This is a genomic window from Aeromonas sp. QDB54 (assembly GCF_027707385.1).
Classification (GTDB): domain Bacteria; phylum Pseudomonadota; class Gammaproteobacteria; order Enterobacterales; family Aeromonadaceae; genus Aeromonas; species Aeromonas hydrophila.
In genome coordinates, this window is the sequence record NZ_JAPCIT010000004.1 from 217,178 (window position 1) to 242,410 (window position 25,233).

Sequence of the window (25,233 nt, forward strand, 5' to 3'; positions counted from 1 at the left end):
GGCCCCGCATCGCGGGGCCTCCTGTTACCAGCTGATGGTGGCGCCGGCGCCGTAGTTGTCGCGCGCTTCGGGCGTTTTTTCGCGCCAGATGGACTCCTTGTTGCGGCGCACGGCCTCTTCCCGCTCTTGCTTGCGCTCCCAGACGGGCTTCACCTCATCCAGCGGCCGCTCGTGTTTCTGCCCCTGGTGATCAATCACCGAGCACTGCTTATCGCCGCACTGATAGGCGTAGGGTTCGACGGTACAACCCGCCGTGGCCAGACAGAGGCCAAACAGAGAAAGACGAAGGGAGGAAGGCAAGATCATGGGACGCTCCTGTTTGCATCGGTCAACCAAGGGCGCCGAGTGTCAAACAGGAGGCAAATGGAATCAACCCTGCCAACAGGGTTGATTGTTACAAGGGGTACACAGTGCAATGTATCAGCAAGCTGTTGATACATATCATGTTAGTTATCTTACTAACACAGGTCCTCAGCCCTGCTCGTCGCTGAACACCCCGGTGGAGAGGTAGCGATCTCCCCGATCGCAGATGATGGCCACCACCACCCCCTGTTTGATCTCTGCCGCCACCCGCAAGGCGCCTGCCACGGCGCCCCCCGAGCTGACCCCGCAGCAGATCCCCTCCTCCCGCGCCAACCGGCGCATCATGGCGAGCGCCTCCTGCTGGGTCACGTCCAGCACCCGATCCACCCGGGCAGGCTCGAAAATGGCGGGCAGGTAGGCCGCGGGCCAGCGCCGGATCCCCGGGATCTGGCTCCCCTCAGCCGGTTGCAGGCCGACCACCTGCACCGCCGGGTTCTGCTCCTTGAGGTAGCGGGAGACCCCCATGATGGTGCCCGTGGTGCCCATGGCCGAGACGAAGTGAGTGACCGCCCCCTCGCTCTGGCGCCAGATCTCGGGGCCGGTGGAGAGGTAATGGGCATCCGGGTTGGCCGGATTGTTGAACTGGTCGAGCACCAGCCCCTCGCCCCGCGCCTGCATCGCCAGGGCGAGGTCGCGCGCGGCCTCCATGCCTCCCTCCACCAGCACCAGCTCGGCGCCATAGGCCTGCATGGCATCGCGCCGCTCCTGGCTCATGGTATGTGGCATGATGAGCCGCATCCGGTAGCCCCGCGCCGCCGCCACCATGGCCAGCGCAATGCCGGTGTTGCCGGAGGTGGCCTCGATGAGCCGCGCCCCTGGCGCTAAGTGACCGCTTGCCTCCGCGCACTTGATGAGGTTCAGCGCCGGCCTGTCCTTGACCGAGCCGGCCGGGTTGTTGCCCTCCAGCTTGACCAGCAGGGTGACACCGGGGTGGGGATTGATGCGACGCAGCGCCAGCAGGGGGGTATTGCCGATCAACTCTTCCAGCGTGGCAAAAGCCATAATGGGATCCATCCTTCGTGAACTGTTCTATACCTTGGCTAGCGGGTATGTACCCGGCCGGGCTCGCAGTGTAAGCGACCCCGAACAGTTGGCAAAGGGGCGCCAACATGGTCAGATAACCCCATCCCCCGTACCGAGGAGCAAGCATGAGCGAGATCATTCATCAGGCCAACCAGCAGCAATTCATCTGTGTGGTGGATGGCAAGGAGTCCAGGCTGCGTTACCGGCGGCTCGACGCCAAGACCATCGACGCCTACAGCACCTTCGTCCCGCCCGAGCTCAGGGTACAGGGGATCGCCGATCAGCTGGCGCGCACCTTCTACAGCTGGACCCAGGCAGAAGGGCTCACCATAGTGCCGAGCTGCAGCTACATCGACGTCTGGTTGCGCCGCAATGCCGGCTGACACCCAGACGCGTCACAGCACGCCAGCCTCGCACGCTCGCCAGAGCGCCCTGGAAGCCGACCTGCAGGCGCAGACCGAAGCCCTGCTGCGGGCCGATGATCAGCGCATGGATTGCCTGCGGGCAGCCCGTGAACTGGCACTGCCCGACTGGGCGCTGGGAGCCGGTTTTATCCGCAACCTCATCTGGGATCACCTGCACCATAAATCGGTGCCGACCGCCCTCAACGACATCGATCTTATCTATCTGGACAGTGCTGATCTCACTGGATTGCAGGAGGCCGAACACGAAGCCTGGCTCGCCGCCAGGGTGCCGGGCCAGCAGTGGGAGGTGCGCAACCAGGCCCGCATGCATGTGCGCCAGCGTGTGCCCCCCTTCACCAGCTCGCTCTCGGCCCTCAGCCACTGGGTGGAGGTGCCCACCTGCATCGGGGTCCGGCTGCTGGCAGACGATTCATTCGAGTGGCTGGCCCCCTACGGCTTTGCCCCCAACTGGTCCCTGCAGGTGGATCCCAACCCGCGCTGCCGCCAGGAGCGCCGGGTCTTTACCGAGCGGGTCAAGGCCAAGGGGTGGCAACGGCTGTGGCCTGACCTGGTGGTGAACTGGCCATAACCTGATTGCAATGTTTCGATAACCTTGGGCACACTAAGGAAAAGCTGTTTGTAACTCAATGGGTTAAATAATGCGCGACTTCTTCTCACTCGAACGCTGGCTACCGGGCCTCGCCGCCCTGCTGCAATACCAGCGGGCCTGGCTGATGCCGGATATGCGCGCTGGATTGTCGGTGGCCGCCGTGGCCCTGCCCGTGGCCATCGCCTATGCGGAGCTGGCCGGGGTGGGGCCGCTGGTCGGCCTCTACTCCTGCATCCTGCCCATGCTGGTGTACGCCCTGTTCGGTACCTCCCGCCAGCTCATCGTCGGCCCGGATGCCGCCACCTGCGCGGTGATCGCCGCCGTGGTGACCCCCCTCGCCGCCGGGGATGCCACTCGCCACTGGCAGCTGGTGATGACCATGACCGCCATGACCGGCTTCTGGTGCCTCATCGCCAGCCGCTTCAAGCTGGGGGTGCTGGCGGACTTTCTCTCCCGCCCGATCCTGATGGGGCTGCTCAACGGGGTGGCCATCACCATCATGGTGGGGCAGCTCTCCAAGATCTTCGGCTTCACCTTCAGCGAGCGCTATCTCATCGAGCGGATCGCCGGCGGCGCCAGCTACATCACCCAGACCCATCTGCCCACCCTGGCCATGAGCCTGACCGCCCTGCTCACCCTGCTGCTGGCCAAGCGCTTCAAGCCGGCCTGGCCCTCCTCCATGGTGGCCATGGTGGTGACGGCGGGACTGGTGTGGGCGCTCGATCTCGGCCAGTTCGGCATCGCCACCCTGGGCGCCATCGGCTCCGGCCTGCCCGCCTTCCAGCTGCCGGAGTTTCCTCCCGGCCTGATGCGGGAACTGGTGCTGCCGGCGCTCAACCTGGCCATGGTGAGCTTCGTCTCCATGATGCTGACCGCCCGCAGCTTCGCCGCCAAGAACGGCTACGAGATCGATGCGGACAAGGAGTTTCGTGCCCTCGGCATGGCCAACCTGGCGGCGGCTGCCTCCCAGGGCTTTGCCATCAGCGGCGCGGATTCGCGCACCGCGGTCAACGATGCCAACGGCGGCAAGAGCCAGCTGGTCTCCATCATCGCCGCCGCCGTCATCGCCCTGGTCACCTTCTATCTGACAGCGCCGCTGCAATACATCCCCACCGCCGCCCTCGGCGTGGTGCTGGTGATGGCATCTTTGTCGCTCACCGACTTTCGCGGCCTGTGGGCCCTGCGCCACTCCGATCGCTCCGCCTTCTGGCTGGCGCTCATCACCTTCATCAGCGTGCTGGCCATGGGGGTCATTCCGGGCATCACCCTCGCGGTGCTGCTGGGGCTGTTCCAGTTCCTGCGCAACGTGATGCGCCCCACCGACCAGCTACTCGGCATGGACGACGAGGGGGTGGTGCGTACCCTGGGGGACAACGAGCAGGCCAAGGCCATTCCCGGCATCCTGGTCTATCGCTTCAACTCGCCGCTTACCTACTTCAACGCCCCCTACTTCAAACGGCGGGTGCTGGCGCTGCTGGTGCAGGATCCCCACAGCCCCAAATGCCTGGTGGTGGATGCGGTGGCCTGCTTCACCCATCAGGACATCAGCGTGATGAGCATGCTGGGGGAGCTGCACAAGGATCTGAAACGGCGCGGCATCCACATGGTGATGGCCGGCCGCCACGGCCAGATGAGCCTGTGGCTCAAGCAGGCCGGGATCCGAGTCGGCGACGAGGGGATCATCCTCTGCCCCGACATGTATCAGGCACTGCGCATGACCCGCTGCTACCGCGAGCCGGTGTTCAAGGATGACGAGGTGGTGGAGAGCACCACCGAAGCCATTCTCTCGCGCTGGCCTCAGGATGACGCCCTGCCCGATTCGGCGCGCCTCACCCTGCCAAGCGAACAGGAGGCGGGCGCCACCCCGGCCTGATCCCGAGCGGGCCCTGCCCATGGCGGCAGGGCCCGCGCTCTCTTCCCCCTCTTGGTCACCGCCACGATTGCGCCTCGTACCCGCTTGGTGTTAAATGCCCGTCCAGATGGCGCTGACGAGGGCCATCCCCAGTATTTGGACACCCCATGCAAACTCAATCCCACGCAGGTCCGGGCACCCTCTTCTCCCTGACCTGGCCACTGTTTATCGATCTCGCCCTGCACTTTCTGACCGGGGCCCTCAACACCTTCATGGTGGGTCACGTCTCCTATCAGGGGGTGGCGGCGCTCGCGGTCGGCAACCAGGTGTTCGATCTCGCCATCACCTTGTTCAGCTTCGTCAGCATCGGCACCAGCGTGGTGATCACCCAGTATCTGGGGGCCGGCGACAAGGAAAAGGCGCGCGTCGTCATCCACACCGCCATCGGTTTCAACCTGCTGGTGGGACTGGTGGCCGCCGTCGGCGTCATCGCCGGGGCCAGTACCATGCTGGCGCTGATGAACCTGCCCGCCAACCTGATGAGCGATGCCACCCTCTACCTGCAGATCATCGGCCTGTGCCTGCTGCCGGAAGCGGCGGCGCTCTGCCTGGCCGCCACCCTGCGCGCCCACGGCCACACCCGGCAGGCGATGTACGTGACCCTCATCGTCAACCTCATCACCTTCGTCGGCAACTTGCTGCTGCTCTACGGCTGGTTCGGCCTGCCCCAGCTCGGGGTAGCCGGGGTCGCCATCAGCACGGTGGCGGGCCGCATCGTCGGGGTGGTGCTGCTGGTGTGGCTGGTGGCGCGCAAGACCGGCATCCGGCTGCGCCTGCCGGAGATCGTCAAACCCAGCCGGCTGATGCTGGGCAAGGTGCTGCACATCGGCCTGCCGGCCGCCGGCGAGAACCTCTCCTGGATGCTGCAGTTCATGGTGGTGACCGCCTTCGTCGGCCTGCTCGGCGACAAGGCGCTGGCCACCCAGTCCTACTTCTTCCAGATCTGCCTGTTCATCCTGCTGTTCGGCCTCTCCATCGGCCTTGGCAACGAGATCATCATCGGCCACCTGGCGGGGGCCCGCCGCTTCGAGCAGGCCTACCGCCAGTTGCTCAAAAGCCTGAAGCTGGGGCTCGTCGTCACCGCCTTCATCGCCTTGCTGGCGGCCCTCAACGGCCGCACCATCATCAGCCTGTTCACCGATGACGCCGACATCATCACCCAGGTGGCGCAGCTGTTCTTGATAAGCCTCATCCTGGAACCCGGCCGTACCTTCAATCTGGTGGTGATCAACGCCCTGCGCGCCACCGGGGACGCCCGTTTCCCGCTCTACATGGCGCTCGTCTCCATGTGGGGGATTGCCGTTCCACTGGCCTATTTCCTTGGTATCATGCAGGGTTATGGACTGGTCGGTATCTGGTTGGCGCTCGCCTGCGACGAGTGGGTGCGCGGTCTGGCCATGTTCTGGCGCTGGCGCAGTCGTCGCTGGCAAAACAAAATTCTTGTTGAAACATAAGCGGAATCACAATGAAGAAGATAGGACTCTTGTTGGCGGCCATCCTGCTCAGCCCGCTCGCCATGGCGCAAACCGCCCCCGCCGCCCCCAAGGCACAGGCGGCCCAGACCTGGTACGTGGCCCCCATCGCCATCGATGAAACCAGTGAAGCGCAAAAAGCGCTGACCAAGGACTTCATGGCCCAGATGATCAAGACCATCAAGATCAACGAGTACCAGACCGGCAAGGCGGTGGGCAAGACCAAATCGCCCAAGTGGCTGATCCGCACCAAGCTGATGCCCGCAAGCCAAGAGCCCCTGGTCGGCAAGAAGCACCCGCAGGGCCTCACCTACGGCAAGGGCATCCCCACCCAGGAGATCGTCGGCGAGCTCATCATGAACGGCACCCTGGTGGCCCATGTGGGTCAAGGCTGGCGCGAGCCCATCGTCCCGGGTACCCCGGTGGCCGAGAAGATCACCATCGCCAACTACCAGTACGCCATCGGCAACGAAGCCAAGGCCGCGGATCTGGAAGAGCTGGCGGCGCAGATCGGCTTCGAGGTGGGCAAGGTGATCGCCCGCGACGGCAAGCCGCTGCCCGAGAAGAAAAAGAAAAAAGAGTAAACGCCACACCTGTTACCAAGAAGGGGCCCTGCGCCCCTTTTTGCTGCCCGCCTGGCGGCCACAAGCTGTCATCCGGCCGTCACAATTGTGATCCATCCGGCACTTTTCAGACTCTCTGCTTACCGATAAAAGCCTTATCAGCTTGTGATTCAAACAGTTAAAAATCGCTCGTCGAATACAGCAAATCATTGGTCCCGAATTGGAGCCGGATCACATTTATCTCGCGGGGGACGCGGTAGTTTGGTCTTGCAGGCACAATCAAACGAAACCAAGGAGGCCGCATTACATGTTCCCAGAGTACAGAGAGCTCATCTCGCAACTGAAGAGCAGTGATGTCCATTTCCAAAAGAAGTTTGACTTGCACAACGACCTGGATGTGGAGATTAGAAAGTTGGAAAAGCATCACGCCAGCGACTACAGCTCCGAGGTGAAGGATCTGAAAAAACAGAAACTTAAACTGAAAGAGGAGATCTACGACATCCTCAAACAACATCCACAATAGACGCCTCGACGAATACCTGGATAAGCAACTTATCCTGCCAGCCCGGCCCGACGCCGGGCTTTTTGTTGGCCGCTCATCAGGAGGCGACCACTGCTTGCGCCCCCTGGCGTCGAAACTCGCTGGGAGTCTGGCCGGTGTGACGGCGAAAGGCACTGTTGAAGGTAGACTTGCTGTTGAAACCGGCCCGGTAGCAGACATTGGCCACCGTCTCGTCACTCGTCTGCAGCAGCCGCTTGGCCTCCTCCACCCGATGGCGGTTGAGCCAGTCGTAGAAGTTGCCCCCTGAACAGGCGTTGATGGCACTGGACGCCTGATAAAGGCTCAGACCGCACTCCTCGGCCAGCTTGCCAAGGGAGAGCGCGGGATCCCGGTAGGCACCACGCCCGAGCTGGCGTTCCAGCTCCTCGAACAGGGGGCGCAGACCGTCATCTCGCACCGGCTCAGAAGCGGCGTCATTGGCACGCTCGCGCACGCCCCCCTCCGGCGCGCCGCCTTGCTGGGGCAAGCGGGCATGGGCCAGCACCTGCAGCAGCAGATAGGCGGTAACGGGAGCCTGCAGATAGACGGTAGAGAGCGGCCAGCCGAGCCAGCTCAAGGCGATACGGCCGAGCAACAGCAAGGCCACCAGCAGTTGCAGCCCCTGCAACTGAGCCACCCAGGCCCGCAGCGCCGGCTTGCGGCTGACCACCCCAAGGCGCTGCTGCTGCCACCAGTAGGCCAGCCCCAGCAGGGCGATGCAAGCCAGATAGCGGTTGCCATAGAGGGTCACCCCGGGCCACAACGCATCCCCCTGCTTGCCAAGCAGGATCCAGCTCACCTTGTCGGCCCCCGGCAACAACCAGTAGGGCAGCGCCAACCCGGCAACCAGCAGCAAGGGCAAGCCGTGCACCAGCCGGTCACGCCAGCCACCGAGTACCGCCTCCCCCTGCAGAGCCCTGATATAGCCATACAGACAAAACGGCAGCATCACCACCAGGGGATCCGCCAGCTTGAGCAGGTGGGGCCAATGGTGGAACCACTGCTGCTGGTGATAGAGATATTCCAGCGCCTGCAAGCCGCTCAGGCTGAGCAGGGCCAGCAGATAACCGGCGGCGGCATCCCGCCGCATGCGGCGCAGCCAGCCGAGCGTGGCCAGCAGCAACATGCCGGTCAGGCTCAGACTGAGCACGGCGGCCACTTCTTCCCACTGCATATGCATCCTCCTGCAGGTGCGGCTCCATCGAGCCGCACCTGTTCATCCTTGTTTTTATTGCGTTTTCCAACTCTCGACCGGTTCCATCCAGCGGGGCGACAGCAAACCGGTGCTGTTCTTAAATACCGTCACCTGCGGCTGAAAAGCAACAGAACCATAACAAGTCAGGACCACAGAAGGAACCAAGATGAGAACACCCTTCCCCCTTACCCTGCTCGGCTGCCTCGTACTGGCCGGCTGCCAGGAGAACAGCAGCGAGCCGGATCCCGCTCGCCACTACGACGTCACCCTCACCTATACGGAGCAGGGTGTTCCCCACATCAAGGCGAACGACTACGCCAGCCTGGGCTTTGGCGCCGGCTATGCCCATGCCGAAGAGAACCTCTGTACCCTGAGCGAGCAGATCATGAAGCTGCGGGGAGAAAAATCCCGCTGGCTGGGAGCGGGAGAGCAGCAGCGCAACCTGCTCTCCGACATAGGCTATCGTTCGCTCGACCTGCCAGCCCAGGCTGCCGCCCTGTATGGCAGGCTGGCGCCGGATGCCCGTCATCTCATCGAAGGCTACGTGGCGGGGTTCAACCACTCCCTCAGCGGTCGAACCGGCCCGGCAGACTACCCCTCGCCCTGCCGCGGGGCCGAGTGGGTCGAACCCATCACCCCGACCCAGCTACTGGCCTATCACCTGGATCTCGCCCAGCTGGCCAGCGGCCGCAGCTTCATCGGCGCCATGGCCAGTGCCCAGCCACCCGGCAGCGGCGCACGGGCGCGTACCGCCCTGCCTGTGCCCGAGCTGGATCCCGCCGCATTGCTGACCTCGGAGGGGATCGGCAGCAACGGCTGGGCGCTGGGGGCGGATCGCAGCAGCAACGCCAACAGCCTGCTGCTCGGCAACCCCCACTTTCCCTGGGATGGCGAACTCAGGTTCTATGAACAGCACCTGCAGATCCCGGGGGAGCTCAACGTGACCGGTGCCACCATGATGGGCTTTCCCGCCATCCTGATCGGCTTCAACGAGCAACTGGGCTGGACCCACACCGTCTCCCAGTCCAAGCGCTTCACCCTCTATCAGCTCACCCTGGACCCCGCCAATCCGCTGCGTTACCGCTACGGCGACCAGTGGCGGGAGATGAGCCAGAAAGCGATCACCGTACAGGTACGCCAGGCCGATGGCAGCCTGCAACCTTATGTCCAGACCGTCTATGCCAGCCACTTCGGTCCCATGGTCAACCTCGCCTCCCTCTCGCCCAGCCTGGGCTGGACCAGCAGCAGCGCCATCAGCTTCCGCGATGCCAACGCCGGCAACTACAAGATGCTGGAACAGTGGCTGGCCATGGCCAGGGCCCAGAGCACCCCGGCCTTCTTCGATGCGCTGGCCGAGCATCAGGGGGTGCCCTGGGTCAATACACTGCTGATCGACAAGACGGGCCAGGCCAGCTATGTGGATGCCACTCAGGTGCCCCGCCTCGGCACCAAGGCAGAAGCCTGGTGGCGAGTAGCTTCCCAGACGCCGCAACTGGCCCCCATCTGGCTGGATGGCGAGGGCAGCGTACTGTTGCCGGGCAACGACCCCGATTTCGAGTGGGTCGACAGCGGCCAGACCCGCGTTCCCGGCCTTGTCCCCCTGAGCCAGGCCCCCCGCCAGACTCGCAGCGACTACGTCTACAACGCCAACAGCAGCCACTGGCTGACCAACCTGGCGGCCCCGCTCGAGGGTTACTCCATCCTCTACGGGCCGGAGCAGACGGTGCGCAGCCCGCGAACCCGCTACAACGCCCAGCTCATCAGCACCCCCGACACCATGGGACTGACCGGAAGCGATCGGCGTTTTACCCTGCAGTCGCTGCAACGGGTACTGACCCACAACGGCTCCCTGTTTGCCCGTGAGCTCAGAGATCCCCTGCTGGCTCGCTGCCAGGCACATCCGCTGATCCAGCTGACCAGCGGCCCGCTGGACTTGACGCCGAGCTGCAATGCACTCGCCAACTGGGATGGCGAGTATCAGCTGGAGAGCCGCGGCGCCCACCTGATGCGCGAATGGTTGACGGCGTTTCGCACCAGCGGTCACAGAGACATCAAGGATGTCCTGTTCGCCATCCCCTTCGATCCGGCCCATGGCGCCACCACGCCGAGCGGGCTGGCTCCCTGGAGCGGCGCGCCGGATCTGGATCCCGCCCTGCTGGCGCTGGCCCAGGCCCAGCAGCGTCTACAGGCGGCCAGTATCGCGCCGGATGCCGAGCTCGGCGCACTGCAATTCGTGCAAAAAGCTGCCGGGCTGAGCCCCATAGCACTGCCGGGAGGCAACTCGTTCGAGGGCATGTTCAACATGGTGCAGACCAATCTGCCTTCGCGCAGCAGCTCGGATCTCGCCAACATAGTGACCGGCAAGGCCGTGGCAGGCACCATGCTGCGCAGCCTGGATGACGACGGTGACGGCCAGCCCGAGCTGCGTTATCGCGCCAACTACGGCTCCAGCTTCGTGCTGGCCCTGCAGTTTGATGCTGCCGGCCCCAAGGCGGAGCGCTTCCTGAGCTACGGCCAGTCCCATGACCCCGAGAGCCCGCACTTCACCGATCAGACCGAGCAGTTCGCCCGTCAGCAGTGGCAGCCCATGCGCTTCACCGAGCAGGAGATAGCGGCCCACCAGGAGCGCACCCTGCACCTCAAGGTGCTGCGTACCACCAGCCCCTGAGCGCCCCTTGTCAATCCACTCATAAGAAAAGCGGGCCAGTGGCCCGCTTCGTTTTATGCAGAGTTAACCCCATCCTCACACCGGCGGATGGAAATGGCTGGCCTCGCGGGTGGCCATCTCCTCGTAGGTGGCCCACTTCTGCCACGCCACTTGTTGCGCCACCTGCATCAACCGCTCGGCCTCCTGTGGATGGCTCTGGGCCAGCACCCGATAACGGGTCTCCTCCTGCCGGTATTCAGCGAGGGGGATGGAGGGGCGCAGGCTGTCGAGGCTGAAGGGGTTCTGCCCCGCACTGCGCAGTACCGGGTTATAGCGCATCAGCGGCCAGTGACCGGAGGCCACGGCCCGTTTTTGCTGGGTCAGGCCAAACTCCATATCGATACCATGGGCGATGCAGTGGCTGTAGGCGATGATGAGCGACGGGCCCGGATAGGCCTCCGCCTCACGCAAGGCTTGCAACGCCTGCTGCGGGTTGGCACCGAAGGCGATGCGGGCAACATAGACGTTGCCGTAGGAGATGGCCTGCAAGGCTACATCCTTCTTGGCCAGCGTTTTGCCCCCCGCCGCAAACTTGGCGACGGCACCGAGCGGGGTCGATTTCGACATCTGACCGCCGGTGTTGGAGTAGACCTCGGTATCCATCACCAGCACGTTCACATCGCGGCCAGAGGCGAGCACGTGATCGAGCCCCGCCGAGCCGATGTCATAGGCCCAGCCATCGCCGCCGATGATCCAGACCGAACGGCGCACCAGCTGATCGATAAGCGAGAGCAACTCGCGAGCCTTGCCGGATTTCACCTCTTCCAACCGCTCGCGCACTTGCGCCACCCGGGTACGCTGGGCACGGATCTCTGACTCCAGCCGCTGCGGGGCGCTGACAAGCGACTCCACCAGCTCGACCCCGATCTCCCCCTTCATCGCCTGCAAGGCTGCCACTGCCTGACCGTGGTGCTGATCGGCGGTGAGACGAAAACCAAAGCCAAACTCGGCGTTGTCCTCGAACAGTGAGTTCGACCAGGCCGGCCCCTTCCCTTCGCCATTCTTGGCCCAGGGGGTGGTCGGCAGGTTGCCGCCGTAGATGGACGAGCAACCGGTGGCGTTGGCCACCAGCATGCGGTCACCAAACAGCTGGGTCAGCAGCTTGAGATAGGGGGTCTCGCCACAGCCGGCGCAGGCGCCGGAGAACTCGAACAGGGGTTCGAGGAACTGGGTGCCGCGCACGGTGGAGAAATCCACCCGCTCGCGGGCCGGCCATGGCAGGCTCTCGAACCAGCGCAGCGCCTGTTTCTGGCCAGCCAGATGGGGCGCCTTGTCCATCATGGCGATGGCACGCTCGCCTTCATGGCTCTCATCCGCCCCGACCCGCACCGGACAGGCCTGCACACACTGGCCGCAGCCGGTGCAATCTTCCGGATAGAGCTGCAAGGTGTAGCGACTGTCGGGGAAGCCCTTGGCGGTGACCGGTACCGACTGCGCCGCCTCGGGGGCGCTCACCAGCCAGTCCTGATGGTAGAACTTGGCCCGCAGCGCCGCGTGGGGGCAGACAAAAACGCAGTTGCCGCACTGGATGCAGATATCGGAGTGCCAGATCGGGATCTCGCGGGCGATATCCCGCTTCTCGAAGCGGCTGGTAGCGGTGGGGTAAGTGCCGTCCACCGGCAGCATGGAGACAGGGATACGATCGCCGCGCCCCGCCAGCATCTCGCCGGTGACGCGCTGGACAAACTCGCTGCCCCCCGGTGCCAGCGGCAGCGGATAGTCGCTGATCTGCTCCTCACCGGCCGGGATGGCCACCTGATGGAGATGGGCCAGGGTGTCATCCACCGCCGCAAAATTGCGCGCCACCACCTCGGGCCCCTTGCGGGCATAGCTCTTCTCGATGCTCTCCTTGATAAGGGCGATCGCCTCGTCCCGCGGCAAGATGCCGGCCAGGGCGAAGAAGCAGGTCTGCATGATGGTGTTGATGCGATTGCCCATGCCGTTGCGCTCGGCCACCCGAGCGCCGTCGATGCAGTAGAGGCGGATATTGAGGGCACGAATGCGGGCACGCAGCCGCTCGGGCAGCTCGGCCCAGACCCGCTCGGGCTCATGGGGGGCATTGAGCAGCAGGGTCGCCCCTTCGGCGGCGAACTCCAGCAGATCCACAGATTCGACAAAGCCCCACTGGTGGCAGCCGATAAAGCTCGCCTGCTCGATAAGCCAGGGGGCGTCGATGGGCTCGGGGCCAAAGCGCAGGTGGGAGACGGTGCGCGAGCCCGACTTCTTGGAGTCGTAGACGAAGTAGCCCTGGGCGTGGAACCCCTCCAGCTCGCCGATGATCTTGATGCTGTTCTTGTTGGCACCGACCGTGCCGTCGGCGCCGAGGCCGAAGAAGAGCGCCCGCACCCGGCTGGCGGGCTCCAGATCGCCGATGGGGTGCCAGGCCAGACTGAGGCCCGACACATCATCGACAATCCCCACGGTAAAGCGCGGGCGCGGCGCATCGGATGCCAGCTCCTCGAATACCGCCGCACACATGGCGGGGGTGAACTCCTTGGAGGAGAGGCCGTAGCGACCGCCACTGAGCCACGGCAGGCGCTTGATAAGGCCGCGCTGCAAGCCGTCGATGAGGGCGCTCTGCACATCCAGCAGCAGCGGCTCGCCGCCGGCCCCCGGCTCCTTGGTGCGATCCAGCACCGCCATGCGCCGCACGCTGGCGGGCAGCGCATCGAGCAGCGCCTGCACCGGGAAGGGGCGATAGAGGCGAATGACCAGCACCCCGGTCTTGCGATCCTGCTGGTTGAGCCAATCCACGGTGGTGCGGGCGGTGGCTGCCCCCGAGCCCATCAGCACGATGACGTCGGTGGCATCCGGGGCGCCGTGATACTCCACCAGTTGGTAGTGGCGGCCGGTCAGCTCACCGAGGCTCTCCATGCACTGCTGCACCCGCGCCGGCACCGCCTCGTAGAAGGGGTTGACGCTCTCGCGGGACTGGAAATAGGTATCCGGGTTCTGGGCGGTGCCACGCATCACCGGATGATCCGGGTTCAGCGCCCGCGCGCGGTGGGCGCGCACCCAGTCGTTGTCGATAAGGGCCCGAATTTCATCTTTGTGCAGCGCGACTATCTTGTTCACCTCGTGGGAGGTGCGAAAACCGTCGAAGAAGTGGATGAAGGGCACCCGGCACTGCAGGGTGACGCTGTGGGCGACCAGGGCCAGGTCCTGCGCCTCCTGCACCGAGCCGGAGGCGAGCATGGCAAAACCGGTGCTGCGCGCCGCCATCACGTCCTGATGGTCGCCAAAAATCGACAGCCCCTGCGCTGCCAAGGATCGGGCCGCCACATGGAATACCGCCGAGGTCAATTCACCGGCGATCTTGTACATGTTGGGCAGCATCAGCATCAGCCCCTGGCTGGCGGTGAAGGTGGTGGCCAGCGCCCCCGCCTGCAGGGCGCCGTGCACCGTGCCGGCCGCCCCCCCTTCGCTCTGCATCTCCACCACCGTGGGGATGTTGCCCCACAGGTTGGTCTGCCCCTCCGCCGCCCAGGCGTCGGCCAGTTCGGCCATGGTCGAGCTCGGGGTGATGGGGTAGATGGCACACACTTCGCTCAGCTGATACGCCACCCGGGCCGCGGCTTCGTTGCCGTCGACCATGATCAATTCATGTTTCATTGGGACTCCTCCGGTTGGCGCAACTCGATGGCGTGGCAGGGACACTGGTCATGGCAGGCACCGCAACCGGTGCAGAGTTCGGCATCCACCTGATACCCCAGGCCCGGCCCCTGCTTGGCGATGGCCTGCTCGGGGCAGCTGCCATAGCAGCCGTCGCACTCGAAGCAGTTGCCGCAGGAGTAGCAGCGCGCCGCCTCGTAGCGGGCCGCCGTCTCGTCCAGTCCGCCGATGATCTCGCCAAAGTCGTCCCGCGCCGAGGGCGGTTTGACTGGCTGGCTGCTGGCGGGCGCATGGGTCTGGAACCAGAGCTGCAACTGCTCGGGCCCCACCAGCGGGTAGGAGAGCGGCTTGTGGTAGAGGCGACCACGCAGCCAGGCATCCATATGGCGCGCCGCCTTCTTGCCGTGACCGGTGGCGATGGTGACGGTGCGCTCGGAGGGCACCATGTCACCGCCGGCAAACAGACCCGGCACGTCCGTCATCAGGTTCTCGCCGACCTGCACCACCCCCTCCTTGTTGACCCGCACGCCGGGGATGCTCTCCAGCACGCTCAAGTCCACTTCCTGACCCAGCGCCAGAATGAGGGAGTCCGCTTCGAGGGTTTCAAACTGGCCGGTGGGCACCGGCTTGCCCTCGGCATCCAGCGCCATCACCTCCACTTCAATACTGGTGCTGTCGAGCTGGCGGATGGTGCGCAGCCAGTTGATCTTGATCCCCTCCTCCTCGGCCTCATCGGCTTCGAAGGCGTGGGCCGGCATATGATCCCGGTCGCGGCGGTAGATGATCATCGCCTCCTCGACCCCGAGGCGGCGGGCGGTGCGGGCCGCGTCCATGGCGGTGTTGCCGCCACCGTAGATGGCTACTCGTCGTCCCAGCTTGGGCGGCGGCAAGCCTTTCTCCTCCGCCAGGCTCGCCTGCTCGAGGAAGCTCACCGCATCGAGGATCTTGCCCGCTTCCCGGGCCGGAATGTCGACCCGCTTGGCCAGATGGGCGCCGATGGCCATGAAGACGGCGTCAAAGCCCCCCTCATCACGCTCGCGCAACACATCCTCCACCTTGTGGTTGAGAGTCAGCGTCACCCCGGCAGCGACGATGCGGGCCACCTCCCTGTCTAGCATCTCGCGGGGCAGGCGGTAGGCGGGAATGCCGAAGCGCAGCATGCCGCCGGCGAGCGGGCCCGCCTCGCGGATCTCCACCTGATGGCCGAGCCGATTGAGGTGCCAGGCGCAGGAGAGACCGGAGGGGCCGGCACCGATCACCAGCACCTTCTTGCCGCTGGCGGGTGCGGGGGGCGCAGGCTGCCAGCCACGGGCCAGCGCCTCGTCACCGAGGAAGCGCTCGATGGCGTGAATGGAGACGGCATCATCCACCTGAGCGCGGTTGCAGGCCGTTTCGCAGGGGTGATAACAGACCCGCCCGTGGACTGCAGGCAGGGGATTTTCTTCGATCAGTCGTTGCCAGGCCGCCTCAAAGCGGCCCGCTTCGGCCAGGGCAAGCCAGGCCTGGATGTTCTCGCCAGCCGGGCAGGCATGGTTACAAGGTGGCAGGGCCGGCCGCCAAACGGGTAGCCGAGTACGGACCGGGCCTGTTCCCGTTTTCTGGGAGAGATCCGGCTGTGGGGTCATATCCAGTTGTTTGCTCATACATTGCTTTCTTCTTTTTGTGTGACAGGCCCCATCCGAATGCGCTTGATACCGTTTTGCCTGGGCAGACGGTGGCCGGAGGGGGAAGAAGCGAAAGCGTTAGAAACTGGAAGCTGACTCGATAATGGACTGATTTGTGTACCGAATGACGGATCAGGATCAAAAAATGTTGCACTTTATGAGGTATGGAGTGCACAACGTGACCCGTGTAACATCTTGCCCGTCTGCAGGAGTCACCGCTCGGGCTCGCGCCCCGCAAGCAGCGCCAAGCCGTTCTCCGGCCCCGTGAGCTGGCCGCATCAGGCCCCCCTCCTGCAACGATTGCTGCACGGAACAGCTCCCGTTATCTTGTCTCCTGCACTGGAACCACCACAGCACAAGGACCCGGCCATGCCCAAGCTCGCCAGCATTCATCTCTATCCCATCAAGTCCACGGCAGGCATGCCACTGACCCGCGCCCTGGTCACCGAAGAGGGGCTGCAGGGGGATCGCCGCTACATGGTGGTCAAGCCGGACGGCAGCTTCATCACCGCCCGCACCCATCCCCAGTTGCAGCAGGTAGTGGCCACCCCCATCGAGGGTGGTCTGCAGCTACGCTATCCGGGCCTTGACCCCCTCATCCTGCAAGAGCGGGAGTTTTCCCGCACCCCTCGGGCCACCGGGGTCTGGAGCGACAGCTTCAGCGCCCTGCAGACCCAGCCCCAGGCCGATCAGTGGCTGAGCCAGGTGGCGGGGGAGCCGGTTCAGCTGCTCTGGCTCGGTGAAGAGTCCGCCCGCTTTCGGGAGAAGACCGGCACCCGGGTCAGCTTTGCCGACGGCTATCCGCTGCTGCTGATAAGCCAGGCTTCTTTGGAGGATCTCAACCTGAGATCCGACGCGCTGCACCAGATGAGCCAGTTTCGCACCAACCTGGTGGCGAGCGGCACCCTCCCCTTCGAGGAGGACAGCTGGAAACGGATCCGCATCGGCGAGGTGGAGTTTCGGGTCGCCAAGCCCTGCAGCCGCTGCATCATGACCACGGTGGAGCCGGGCACGGATCGCTTCAATGCCCTCAAGGAGCCGCTGGCCACCCTCACCCGCTACCGGCGCGGCGAGGATGGCGAGGTCTACTTCGGCCAGAACCTGGTGGCCCTCAACGAGGGTTGGATTGAGGCGGGCAGCGAGATAGAGGTGCTGGAGCGCGCCCGCGCCCCCGTCTACCCCAACGCGGCCCCGAAAAAACGGGAGCTGGTGTGCGTGGCCCGCGAGCCGCTGGCGCGGGATCTGGAGACCTTCTGGTTCGAGGCGGCCGATGGCGAGCCCCTGCCCGACTATCTGCCGGGCCAGCATCTGCCCATCAGCCTGGACATTGGCCTGGGTCTGCGGCGCGAGCGTCTGCAGCGCCGCTATACCCTGAGCTCCACGCCGGAGCGGCCCGAGCGTTACAGCATCAGCGTCAAGAAAGTGGGGGGCGGTCGCATCTCCCACTGGCTGCACCAGCAGCTGCAACCCGGCGACCGATTGCTGGCCGCAGCGCCGGCCGGCGAGTTTCACCTAGGCACCGGGCGCACCCTGCTGCTGCTCTCGGCAGGCTCGGGGGTCACACCCATGCTCTCCATTGCCCGCACTCTGGCCTTGCGTGGGGAGCTTGGCGATGTGCACTTTATGCACCTGTGTCGCAGCGAGGCGGATATTCCCGCCGCCGCCGAACTGCACGCCCTGGCGCAGCAGGGGATGACCCTCACCCTGATCCTGAGCCAGCCCGAGGCGCACTGGCAGGGGCTCAAGGGACGGCTCGGCGATGAGCACCTCAAACAGGTCAAGCAGCTCGCCGAACGGGAGGTGTTTATCTGCGGCCCTCACGGCTTTATGGCCGATGCGGCCGCCAGACTGGCCGCCCTTGGCGTGCCCGCCGAGCGGATCCGCCAGGAGAGCTTTGGCGGCGCCATCCTCTCGGTGGCGCGCCCCCACCAGGCGGTGCAACTGCGCATCGGCAAGCAGAGTTTTGCCGGCAACAATCAGGGCACCGTGCTGGATCAGGCCCACAAGCAAGGGGTGGATCTGCCCTGGAGCTGCCGCGCCGGCATCTGCGGCAGCTGCAAGCAGACCCTGCTCGCAGGTGAGGTGGATCATCCCGACGCCCCAGCCATCACCGCCGCCGAACGGGCCGAGGGCAAGATCCTCACCTGCTGCGCCGTGCCGCTCACCGACCTTGTCATCAAATAAGGTGATCGAGCAGCGATAACCCCACCGGCCGGGTGCCCGCTCCTGGCCGTTTTCTCCCTGTTTCGGTACGCTCTCCCTCGCCCCCACCTTTTCTCCAAACCACCGCAACCTTGCCGGGCCCCGCTCCTATACTCACAGCAACAACAACAAAACCCCTCCGACGTAGCGGCCTTTGCCGTCTGACCAAGGGGGTTATCCGGTGAGAATAAGGACGCTCAAACCATGGAACAGAACAGACCCGCCTTTCAGCTCAACCTGCTGCTCTCCGTCGTCACCCTGATCCTGCTGTCGCTGGTATTTTTTGCCTACAGCTGGTCAGGAACGCAACTCGAGCAGAGCTATCAGCAACGCTATCAATCCTATCTGCTGGCCGATGAACTGCGGCAATCCTCCGACGACCTGACCCGCCTCGGCCGCACCTACGTGATCACCAAGGATCCGGCCTACGAACAGCAGTACATGCGGATCCTGGCCATTCGCAACGGGGAGCAAAACCGGCCGCAGGGCTACAACCGCATCTACTGGGACTTCGTCGCCGCCAACGGCCAGAACCCGCGGCCCGACAGCCAGGTGCGCCGTGGCCTCATCGACCTGATGAAGGACACCGGCTTTACCGAAGAGGAGCTGGCCAAGCTCAACGAGGCCAAGAACAACTCGGATGCCCTGGTCAACACCGAGGTGGCCGCCTTCAAGCTGGTGCAGCAGACAGACGGCGATCTGGTCGCCAACCAGCAAAAGGCCATCGCCATGATGCATGACAAAGCCTATCACCAGAACAAGGGGCGCATCATGTCCCCCATCGACGACTTCTACGTCCTGATGGAACACCGCACCCAGCAGGCGGTGGACGACGCCGCCAGCCAGTCCGCCATGCTGCGCTACCTGTTCATCGCGCTGGGTCTGGTGTTGATGTTTTTCCTCTGGCGCACCTACAAGGCGCTGCTCGACCTGGTCGGCACCTCGGTCGACCAGCTCAGAAGCGATCTCAATCACCTGGCCGAGGGGGACTTCTCCCAGCCGATCAAGGTGCCAGCCGGTGCCAAGGAGAGCCTGATCGGCCTGCTCGCCACCATGCAGGGCACCCTCAAGGGGATCATCGCCCAGGTCTCCCACTCCAGCGAGGAGCTCTCCGGCTCGGCCGACAGCATCGCCCAGATAGCGGAGCAGACCGCCCAGTTCGCCACCTCCCAGCAGACCAGCACCCAGACCATGGCGGCCGCCATCGAGGAGCTGGTGGTGAGCATCAGCCATCTCTCTGACAACGCCACCCACGCCGACGAGCTGAGCAAGGTCTCCGCCAACACCCTGGCCGAAGGCTCCGGGGTCATCAAGCAGACCCTCGACAGCATCCAGAGCATCTCGGATACCGTCTCCAACGCCGCCAGCAGCATCGCGGATCTCAACAGCCATACCCAGCAGATCTCTGAGATCATCGAGGTGATCCGCGGCATCGCCGATCAGACCAACCTGCTGGCGCTCAACGCCGCCATCGAGGCGGCCCGGGCTGGCGAGCAGGGACGCGGCTTCGCGGTGGTGGCCGACGAGGTGCGCAACCTCGCCAGCCGCTCGGCCGCCTCCACCCAGCAGATCACCGGCATGATCGGCAAGATCCAGAGCGGGGCGGATGCCTCCATCCGCAGCATGGAGAACACGGTCAACAACGTCTCCCGCGGGGTGAGCCTGGCCAGCCAGACCGGCGAGGCCATCGCCAGCATCCAGAACCACGCATCCAACCTGACCGGCCTGATGGGGGCAGCCACACCCTGCGCGAGCAGTCCACCGCCGCCAACGAGGTGGTCTCCACCGTCGGCAACATCACCTCCCTCTCCGAGCAGTCGGGTGACGCAGCCCGCCATGTCTCGCAGGAGGCCGCCAAGCTCAAGCAGCTGTCACGGCTGCTGCGCCAGGAGATGGCCCACTTCAAGCTGTAGCTGCGCGCACAAAGCAAAACGGCTGCCCGAGGGCAGCCGTTTTCATTGGTACGGAACGCTTAACCGCGCAGGGCGGCGATGCGCTGCTCGATGGGCGGGTGGCTCATGAACAGCTCGCTCATGGAGCGCTTGCCGTTGATGCCGAACGCCATCATGGAGCCTTCCAACTGCGGCTCGGCACCGCGGGAGAGGCGCTGGAGCGCGGCAATCATCTTGTCGCGACCGGCCAGCTTGGCTGCACCGGCGTCGGCGCGGAATTCACGCTGACGGCTGAACCACATGACGATGATGGAGGCCAGCACGCCGAACAGCATCTCCAGCACGAACACGGTGATCATGTAGGCAAAACCACCGGTGCTGCTGCTCTCTTCGTCGTTGTTGGAGCTGAAGAAGTTGCTGATGACGCCGGCCACGATGCGGGCGAAGAACATCACGAAGGTGTTCACCACCCCCTGGATCAGGGTCAGGGTCACCATGTCGCCGTTGGCCACGTGGCTCACCTCGTGGGCCAGCACGGCTTCCGCCTCGTCACGGCTCATGCTGTAGAGCAGACCGGACGACACGGCGACCAGCGAGTCGTCACGGCGGGCGCCGGTGGCGAAGGCGTTCATCTCGGGGGAGTCGTAGATCCCCACTTCCGGCATCTTGATGCCCGCTTCACGGGCCTGACGGGCCACGGTACTGACCAGCCAGTGCTCGGTCTCGTTGCGGGGTTGCTCGATGACCTGGACGCCATAGCTGCGCTTGGCCATCCACTTGGACATCAGCAAGGAGATAAAGGAACCCCCAAAACCGAACACGGCGCAGAACACCAACAGCCCGGAAATGCTGGACTTGTTGATCCCCAGAACCGAGAACAGGATATTGAGTACCACCCCCAGCACCAGCATGACGGCCAGGTTGGTCACCAGGAATAGCATAATTCGCTTCATATTGACTCCTTGTGAGATATGGACGCGTGGCCCGTCACCAGTTCGCTGCCGGTCGGGCCACACCTGTCACGCATAATAGACAGTTTCTATGAATGTTCGCTGAATGTCAGATTCAGAGCAGGGGCGAAATGTCGAGTCGCCCGCGCAGATCAGCCTCGAGCGGATTGTTTACAAAGGGTATTTCACCCAAAAATGGGGCCGGCAGCAAGCCCCGCAGGGTGTCCAGGTTTTCCTGATAGTGGCTCATGGAGCCGTGCAGCCGGTTGATGACCCAACCCGCCACCGGCAGGTTGTTGTTGCGAATGGCGGCGAAGGTGAGCAGGGCATGGTTGAGACAGCCTAGTTTGGCCCCCACTACCATGATGACCGGCATGTTCTCCTGCTTGACCCAGTCCGACAGCAGATGTTTGCGATCGAGTGGCAGGAACCAGCCCCCCGCCCCCTCCACCACCACCAGCTCGGCCCCCGCCTGTTCAATCTGGCGCAGCCCGTCCGACAACCCCTTCAGGGTAATGGCATCGCGCGCTTCGCTGGCGGCGATATGGGGCGCGATGGGCGGCTCGTAGGCGTAGGGATTGACCAGATCGTAGGGCAGCGACAGGCTCGCCGCCTCCTGCAGCAGCACGGCATCAAGATTGCGCAGCCCGTCCGGGGTGCGGGCACAGCCGGCGGAGATGGGCTTGTAGCCGGCGCAGCGCAGACCGTGCGCGGCGAACTCCAGCAACAGGGTGCGGGCGACCAGCGTCTTGCCCACATCGGTATCGGTGCCGGTGACAAAGAAGGATTTAACCATGATGACTCCTCAATACGGGGCCGCTGCCCGGGCTCGCGATGGCGGGCAGCGGCTTCTCAATTCTCTCGGCCCATGAGACCGGTTAGCGGCGGATCAGCTGGCCGAGGCACACCTGATAGCTGGCGGCCAGCAGGCCGTCCGGTTGGCGATGGGCTTCATAGGCCTGGCTCAGGCGCTGCAGACGCTGGCGACTGCTCAGTCCGGTATGACGCTCGTCATTGACCTGGCTGGCGCCGATCCCCTTGAGATCACGCAGCAAGCCGTTGAGCTCGGGGTAGCCGAGCGACCAGGTCAGGCTCTCCAGCGCCGGGGCGGCAAAACCGCCAGCGGCGATGGCATGCTGCAATTGTGGCAGGCTGAGGAAGCGATTGACATGATCACACTCGTCAACCGTGCGCCAGGCCTCACGCAATTGCCAGAGCGACTCGGCCAGCAGGGTGGAGAACAGCAGCCGGCCGCCGGGTTTGAGCACCCGGTGCAGCTCGGCAAAGGCCTGGGCCGGTCGCTCGCACCACTGCAGGGCCAGGCTGGAGAAGACCCAGTCAAACGTCTCGTCGGCAAAGGGAAGCTGCTCGGCATCGCCGCACAGCAGGCGGGCGCCGCTGCCGCGAAGGGCCGCTTGCGCCAGCATGCCGGGAGCCAGATCCAGCCCGGTCAGCTCGCTGCAGCGCCCGGCCAACGCCGGCAGGAAGAAGCCGGTGCCACAGCCCAGATCCAGCCCGCTCACTGTCAGATCTGTGCCAACTTGCCTGTCCGGCATCCGCTCAAGCAGCGCCTGCCCCACCTCCTGCTGGAAGCGGGCGTGGGCGTCGTAGTGACGGGCGGCGGCGCCGAAACGGCGGGCAAGCTGAGCCTTGTCGACCGCCTGAAAACGCTCATGGAGCATGGGTGCCCCCTCTCTCGTCGTCCGCCGGGCAGGGACCGAGGGCATCGAGCAGCCGATCCACATCCTGTTCACGGTGGGCCGCGCTCAAGGTGATGCGCAGCCGCGCCGTGCCGACCGGCACCGTGGGCGGGCGGATGGCGCCAGCCCAGACGCCGCATTCGCGCAGCCGCTCGGCCAGTTGCAGGGCAGCGATGCTTTCCCCCACCAGCAGCGGCTGGATGGGGGTAGCGCTGGCACCGAGTTGCCAACCCAGCGCCTGCGCCCCTTGCCGAAAACGGATGATCAGCTGGCCAAGCTGGGCGCGGGCCTCGTCGGCGGCGCGCACCAGCGCGATGCTCTGGCGCACGGCGCAGGCCTGGGCAGCCGGCATATGGGTGCTGTAGACATAGTGGCGGGCGAAGTTGACCAGATACGCCACCAGCTCGCGACTGCCGCCCACAAACGCGCCAGCCACCCCGAGCGCCTTGCCAAAGGTGCCCATCTGGATGTGCACGCTGGCAGGAGCAACCCCCTGCGCCGCCAGGGTGCCGCGCCCTTGTGGCCCCAGCACGCCGAGGCCGTGGGCATCGTCGATCATCAGCCAGTTGCCGCTCTGGGCGGCCAGGGCTGCGAGCTCGCGCCAGGGGCCCTGATCACCGTCCATGCTGAATACCCCCTCCGAGACGATCAAGCCTCGGTTTGGCTCAAGCTGCCGCTCAAGAGCCGCCATGTCGTTGTGACCGAAGCGCTTCATCTTGCAGGGCAGCTGGCTGCCCATCTCCTGCAGGGAGGCGTGATTGAGCTTGTCCTGCCACAGCAGGTGCTCCTTGCCGAGCAGGGCCTTGAGCACCGCCTGATTGGCGGAAAAGCCGCAGTTGAACAGCAGCACGGCCTCCAGCCCCAACCAGTCAGCAAGGGCCTCTTCCAGCTGTTGGTGGGCCCGGCTGTAACCGGTTACCAGCGGCGAGGCGCCGGCACCCGCACCATAGTGGTCGACTCCCTCCTGGAAGGCGGTCTTGATGGCGGGGTGATCGGCAAGCCCCAGATAGTCGTTGGCGGAAAAGTTGAGGTAATCGCGCCCGGCCACCCTGAGCCGTCCGCCACTCGCGCCGTCGGTCGCGATGCGGCTGCGCAGCAGGCCTGCCTGCTCGCGTTCGGAGAGCGCCGCGCTCAACCCAAAAGGGCCCGTGACTGCAGGGCCGTTCATGACCGCGCGGCCCCTGCACGGGGGCGGGTGGCGTCATAAAACATTTCGGCGGGCTCGCTCTGGCGACTCACCTCGGCCAGCAGCTCCTCTTCTTGTACTTGATCCGGCTTCTGGGCCCGCTGGGCGGGGCGAATGCCGAGCCGCTTGAACAGCTGCATGTCGCTGTTTTCGTCCGGGTTGGGGGTGGTCAGCAACTTGCAGCCATAAAAAATCGAATTTGCCCCCGCCATAAAGCACATGGCCTGCATCTGCTCGTTCATCTTCTCCCGCCCGGCGGAGAGGCGCACGTGGGAGGCCGGCATCATGATCCGTGCCACGGCGATGGTGCGGATGAATTCGAACGGATCGAGGTTCTCCTGGTTCTCCAGCGGCGTCCCCTTCACCTTGACCAGCATGTTGATGGGCACGCTCTCCGGGTGGCGCGGCAGATTGGCCAGCGCCATCAAGAGGCCCGCCCGATCTTTTGCCTGCTCGCCCATGCCGACGATGCCGCCGGAGCAGACCTTCATGCCGGCGCCGCGCACATGCTCCAGGGTATCGAGCCGGTCCTGATAGGTGCGGGTGGTGATGATGTCGCCGTAAAACTCCGGCGAGGTGTCGAGGTTGTGGTTGTAGTAGTCAAGGCCGGCTGCACCGAGGCGCGCCGCCTGATCGGCGGTGAGCATCCCGAGCGTCATGCAGGTCTCCATGCCGAGCCCGCGCACCTCTTCAATCATTCGCAGGATGTAGGGCATGTCCTTCTCTTTGGGGTTGCGCCAGGCGGCCCCCATGCAGAAGCGGGACGAGCCGTTGGCCTTGGCTTCGCGGGCCCGCTCCAGCACTTTCTCCACCTCCATCAGCCGCTCGGCCTCAAGGCCGGTGTGATAACGGGCACTCTGGGGGCAGTACTTGCAATCCTCCGGGCAGGCACCGGTCTTGATGGAGAGCAGGGTGCTCACCTGCACTTCGTTCGGATCGAAATGGGCGCGGTGGACGGTCTGGGCCCGGAACAGCAGGTCGTTGAATGGCAGGGCAAACAGGGCCTGAACCTCGGCGAGGGTCCAGTCGTGACGAAGGGCGTGAGCGCCCGCGGTGACAGCATTCATACATGGCTTCCAATTGTTATAAGTGGGATCCTGCGCCGCCAGCTTGCATGGGCAAACACAGAAGCCGCCACCCAGCCTGCACCCGAGTCGGGTTGCACGCAGCCAAGTGGCTGAAATTGTTGGCTAGTGTAGAGAGCGCGCGTAGACTGTCAACACCGACCAGATCAAAC

At 64.7% G+C, this 25,233-nt stretch carries 18 protein-coding genes and 1 pseudogene; 9 read left to right on the forward strand and 10 right to left on the reverse strand.

Going from position 1 to position 25,233, the window contains the following annotated elements; genetic code table 11:
* Positions 1-24: 24 nt before the first annotated feature.
* Both PG881_RS05845 and cysM read right to left on the reverse strand, forming a co-directional pair.
* Positions 25-306 (reverse strand): hypothetical protein, encoded by a 282-nt coding sequence (locus PG881_RS05845; RefSeq protein WP_247141412.1) that lies wholly within the window; start codon positions 304-306, stop codon positions 25-27.
* Positions 307-471: 165 nt separating this feature from the next.
* Positions 472-1,377: a cysteine synthase CysM gene (cysM, locus tag PG881_RS05850; RefSeq protein WP_270798600.1), complete on the reverse strand. Its 906-nt coding sequence runs from the start codon at positions 1,375-1,377 to the stop codon at positions 472-474.
* Positions 1,378-1,511: 134 nt separating this feature from the next.
* Here cysM and PG881_RS05855 point away from each other — a divergent pair, with 134 nt between their 5' ends.
* The 6 genes from PG881_RS05855 to PG881_RS05880 all read left to right on the forward strand — a co-directional run bounded on the left by PG881_RS05855 (position 1,512) and on the right by PG881_RS05880 (position 6,870).
* A complete protein-coding gene (locus PG881_RS05855; protein WP_011705401.1) occupies positions 1,512-1,769 on the forward strand; it encodes a GNAT family N-acetyltransferase in 258 nt (85 codons plus the stop codon).
* On the forward strand, positions 1,759-2,379 hold the full coding sequence (locus PG881_RS05860; RefSeq protein WP_270798602.1) for a nucleotidyltransferase family protein: 621 nt from the start codon (positions 1,759-1,761) through the stop codon (positions 2,377-2,379). Before PG881_RS05855 ends, PG881_RS05860 begins: the two co-directional genes overlap by 11 nt.
* A gap of 70 nt (positions 2,380-2,449) precedes the next feature.
* The gene (locus PG881_RS05865) at positions 2,450-4,273 is read left to right on the forward strand and encodes a SulP family inorganic anion transporter (protein ID WP_011705399.1); all 1,824 of its coding nucleotides are present in this window, start codon (positions 2,450-2,452) and stop codon (positions 4,271-4,273) included.
* A gap of 146 nt (positions 4,274-4,419) precedes the next feature.
* Positions 4,420-5,766 carry an MATE family efflux transporter gene (locus tag PG881_RS05870; RefSeq protein WP_039213156.1) on the forward strand — a complete coding sequence of 449 codons (1,347 nt, stop codon included), beginning with the start codon at positions 4,420-4,422 and terminating at the stop codon, positions 5,764-5,766.
* 11 nt (positions 5,767-5,777) lie between these two features.
* Complete coding sequence (locus PG881_RS05875; RefSeq protein ID WP_029303482.1) at positions 5,778-6,368, forward strand: hypothetical protein; 591 nt, start codon at positions 5,778-5,780, stop codon at positions 6,366-6,368.
* Positions 6,369-6,654: 286 nt separating this feature from the next.
* The gene (locus PG881_RS05880) at positions 6,655-6,870 is read left to right on the forward strand and encodes a YdcH family protein (protein WP_011705396.1); all 216 of its coding nucleotides are present in this window, start codon (positions 6,655-6,657) and stop codon (positions 6,868-6,870) included.
* A 76-nt stretch (positions 6,871-6,946) separates the two neighbouring features.
* On the opposite strand, the gene PG881_RS05885 is transcribed toward PG881_RS05880, so the two are convergent.
* Positions 6,947-8,062, reverse strand: a complete 1,116-nt coding sequence (locus PG881_RS05885; RefSeq protein ID WP_270798605.1) for a helix-turn-helix domain-containing protein — start codon at positions 8,060-8,062, stop codon at positions 6,947-6,949.
* A 187-nt stretch (positions 8,063-8,249) separates the two neighbouring features.
* Here PG881_RS05885 and PG881_RS05890 point away from each other — a divergent pair, with 187 nt between their 5' ends.
* Complete coding sequence (locus PG881_RS05890) at positions 8,250-10,751, forward strand: penicillin acylase family protein (protein ID WP_270798608.1); 2,502 nt, start codon at positions 8,250-8,252, stop codon at positions 10,749-10,751.
* Between the two features lie 75 nt (positions 10,752-10,826).
* Here PG881_RS05890 and nifJ read toward each other — a convergent pair whose 3' ends face one another.
* Together nifJ and PG881_RS05900 are read right to left on the reverse strand one after the other, a co-directional pair.
* Positions 10,827-14,402, reverse strand: coding sequence for a pyruvate:ferredoxin (flavodoxin) oxidoreductase (nifJ, locus tag PG881_RS05895; protein WP_270798611.1), 3,576 nt, complete (start codon positions 14,400-14,402; stop codon positions 10,827-10,829).
* Complete coding sequence (locus PG881_RS05900) at positions 14,399-16,045, reverse strand: NAD(P)-binding protein (protein ID WP_270798613.1); 1,647 nt, start codon at positions 16,043-16,045, stop codon at positions 14,399-14,401. Before PG881_RS05900 ends, nifJ begins: the two co-directional genes overlap by 4 nt.
* 390 nt (positions 16,046-16,435) lie before the next feature.
* Here PG881_RS05900 and PG881_RS05905 point away from each other — a divergent pair, with 390 nt between their 5' ends.
* Positions 16,436-18,250, forward strand: coding sequence for a hybrid-cluster NAD(P)-dependent oxidoreductase (locus PG881_RS05905; RefSeq protein ID WP_270798616.1), 1,815 nt, complete (start codon positions 16,436-16,438; stop codon positions 18,248-18,250).
* A 222-nt stretch (positions 18,251-18,472) separates the two neighbouring features.
* Positions 18,473-20,181, forward strand: a pseudogene (locus PG881_RS05910) (methyl-accepting chemotaxis protein).
* Between the two features lie 59 nt (positions 20,182-20,240).
* On the opposite strand, the gene htpX reads toward PG881_RS05910, so the two are convergent.
* From htpX to bioB, 5 genes are all read right to left on the reverse strand, one after another.
* Positions 20,241-21,113, reverse strand: a complete 873-nt coding sequence (gene htpX, locus PG881_RS05915) for a protease HtpX (RefSeq protein WP_011705391.1) — start codon at positions 21,111-21,113, stop codon at positions 20,241-20,243.
* 112 nt (positions 21,114-21,225) lie between these two features.
* Positions 21,226-21,906, reverse strand: a complete 681-nt coding sequence (bioD, locus tag PG881_RS05920; protein WP_017410030.1) for a dethiobiotin synthase — start codon at positions 21,904-21,906, stop codon at positions 21,226-21,228.
* 82 nt (positions 21,907-21,988) lie between these two features.
* Positions 21,989-22,792, reverse strand: a complete 804-nt coding sequence (bioC, locus tag PG881_RS05925; protein WP_219252426.1) for a malonyl-ACP O-methyltransferase BioC — start codon at positions 22,790-22,792, stop codon at positions 21,989-21,991.
* Positions 22,782-23,978 carry an 8-amino-7-oxononanoate synthase gene (bioF, locus tag PG881_RS05930; protein WP_270798625.1) on the reverse strand — a complete coding sequence of 399 codons (1,197 nt, stop codon included), beginning with the start codon at positions 23,976-23,978 and terminating at the stop codon, positions 22,782-22,784. Before bioF ends, bioC begins: the two co-directional genes overlap by 11 nt.
* Positions 23,975-25,063 (reverse strand): biotin synthase BioB, encoded by a 1,089-nt coding sequence (gene bioB / locus PG881_RS05935; protein WP_045529651.1) that lies wholly within the window; start codon positions 25,061-25,063, stop codon positions 23,975-23,977. Before bioB ends, bioF begins: the two co-directional genes overlap by 4 nt.
* Positions 25,064-25,233 lie beyond the last annotated feature (170 nt).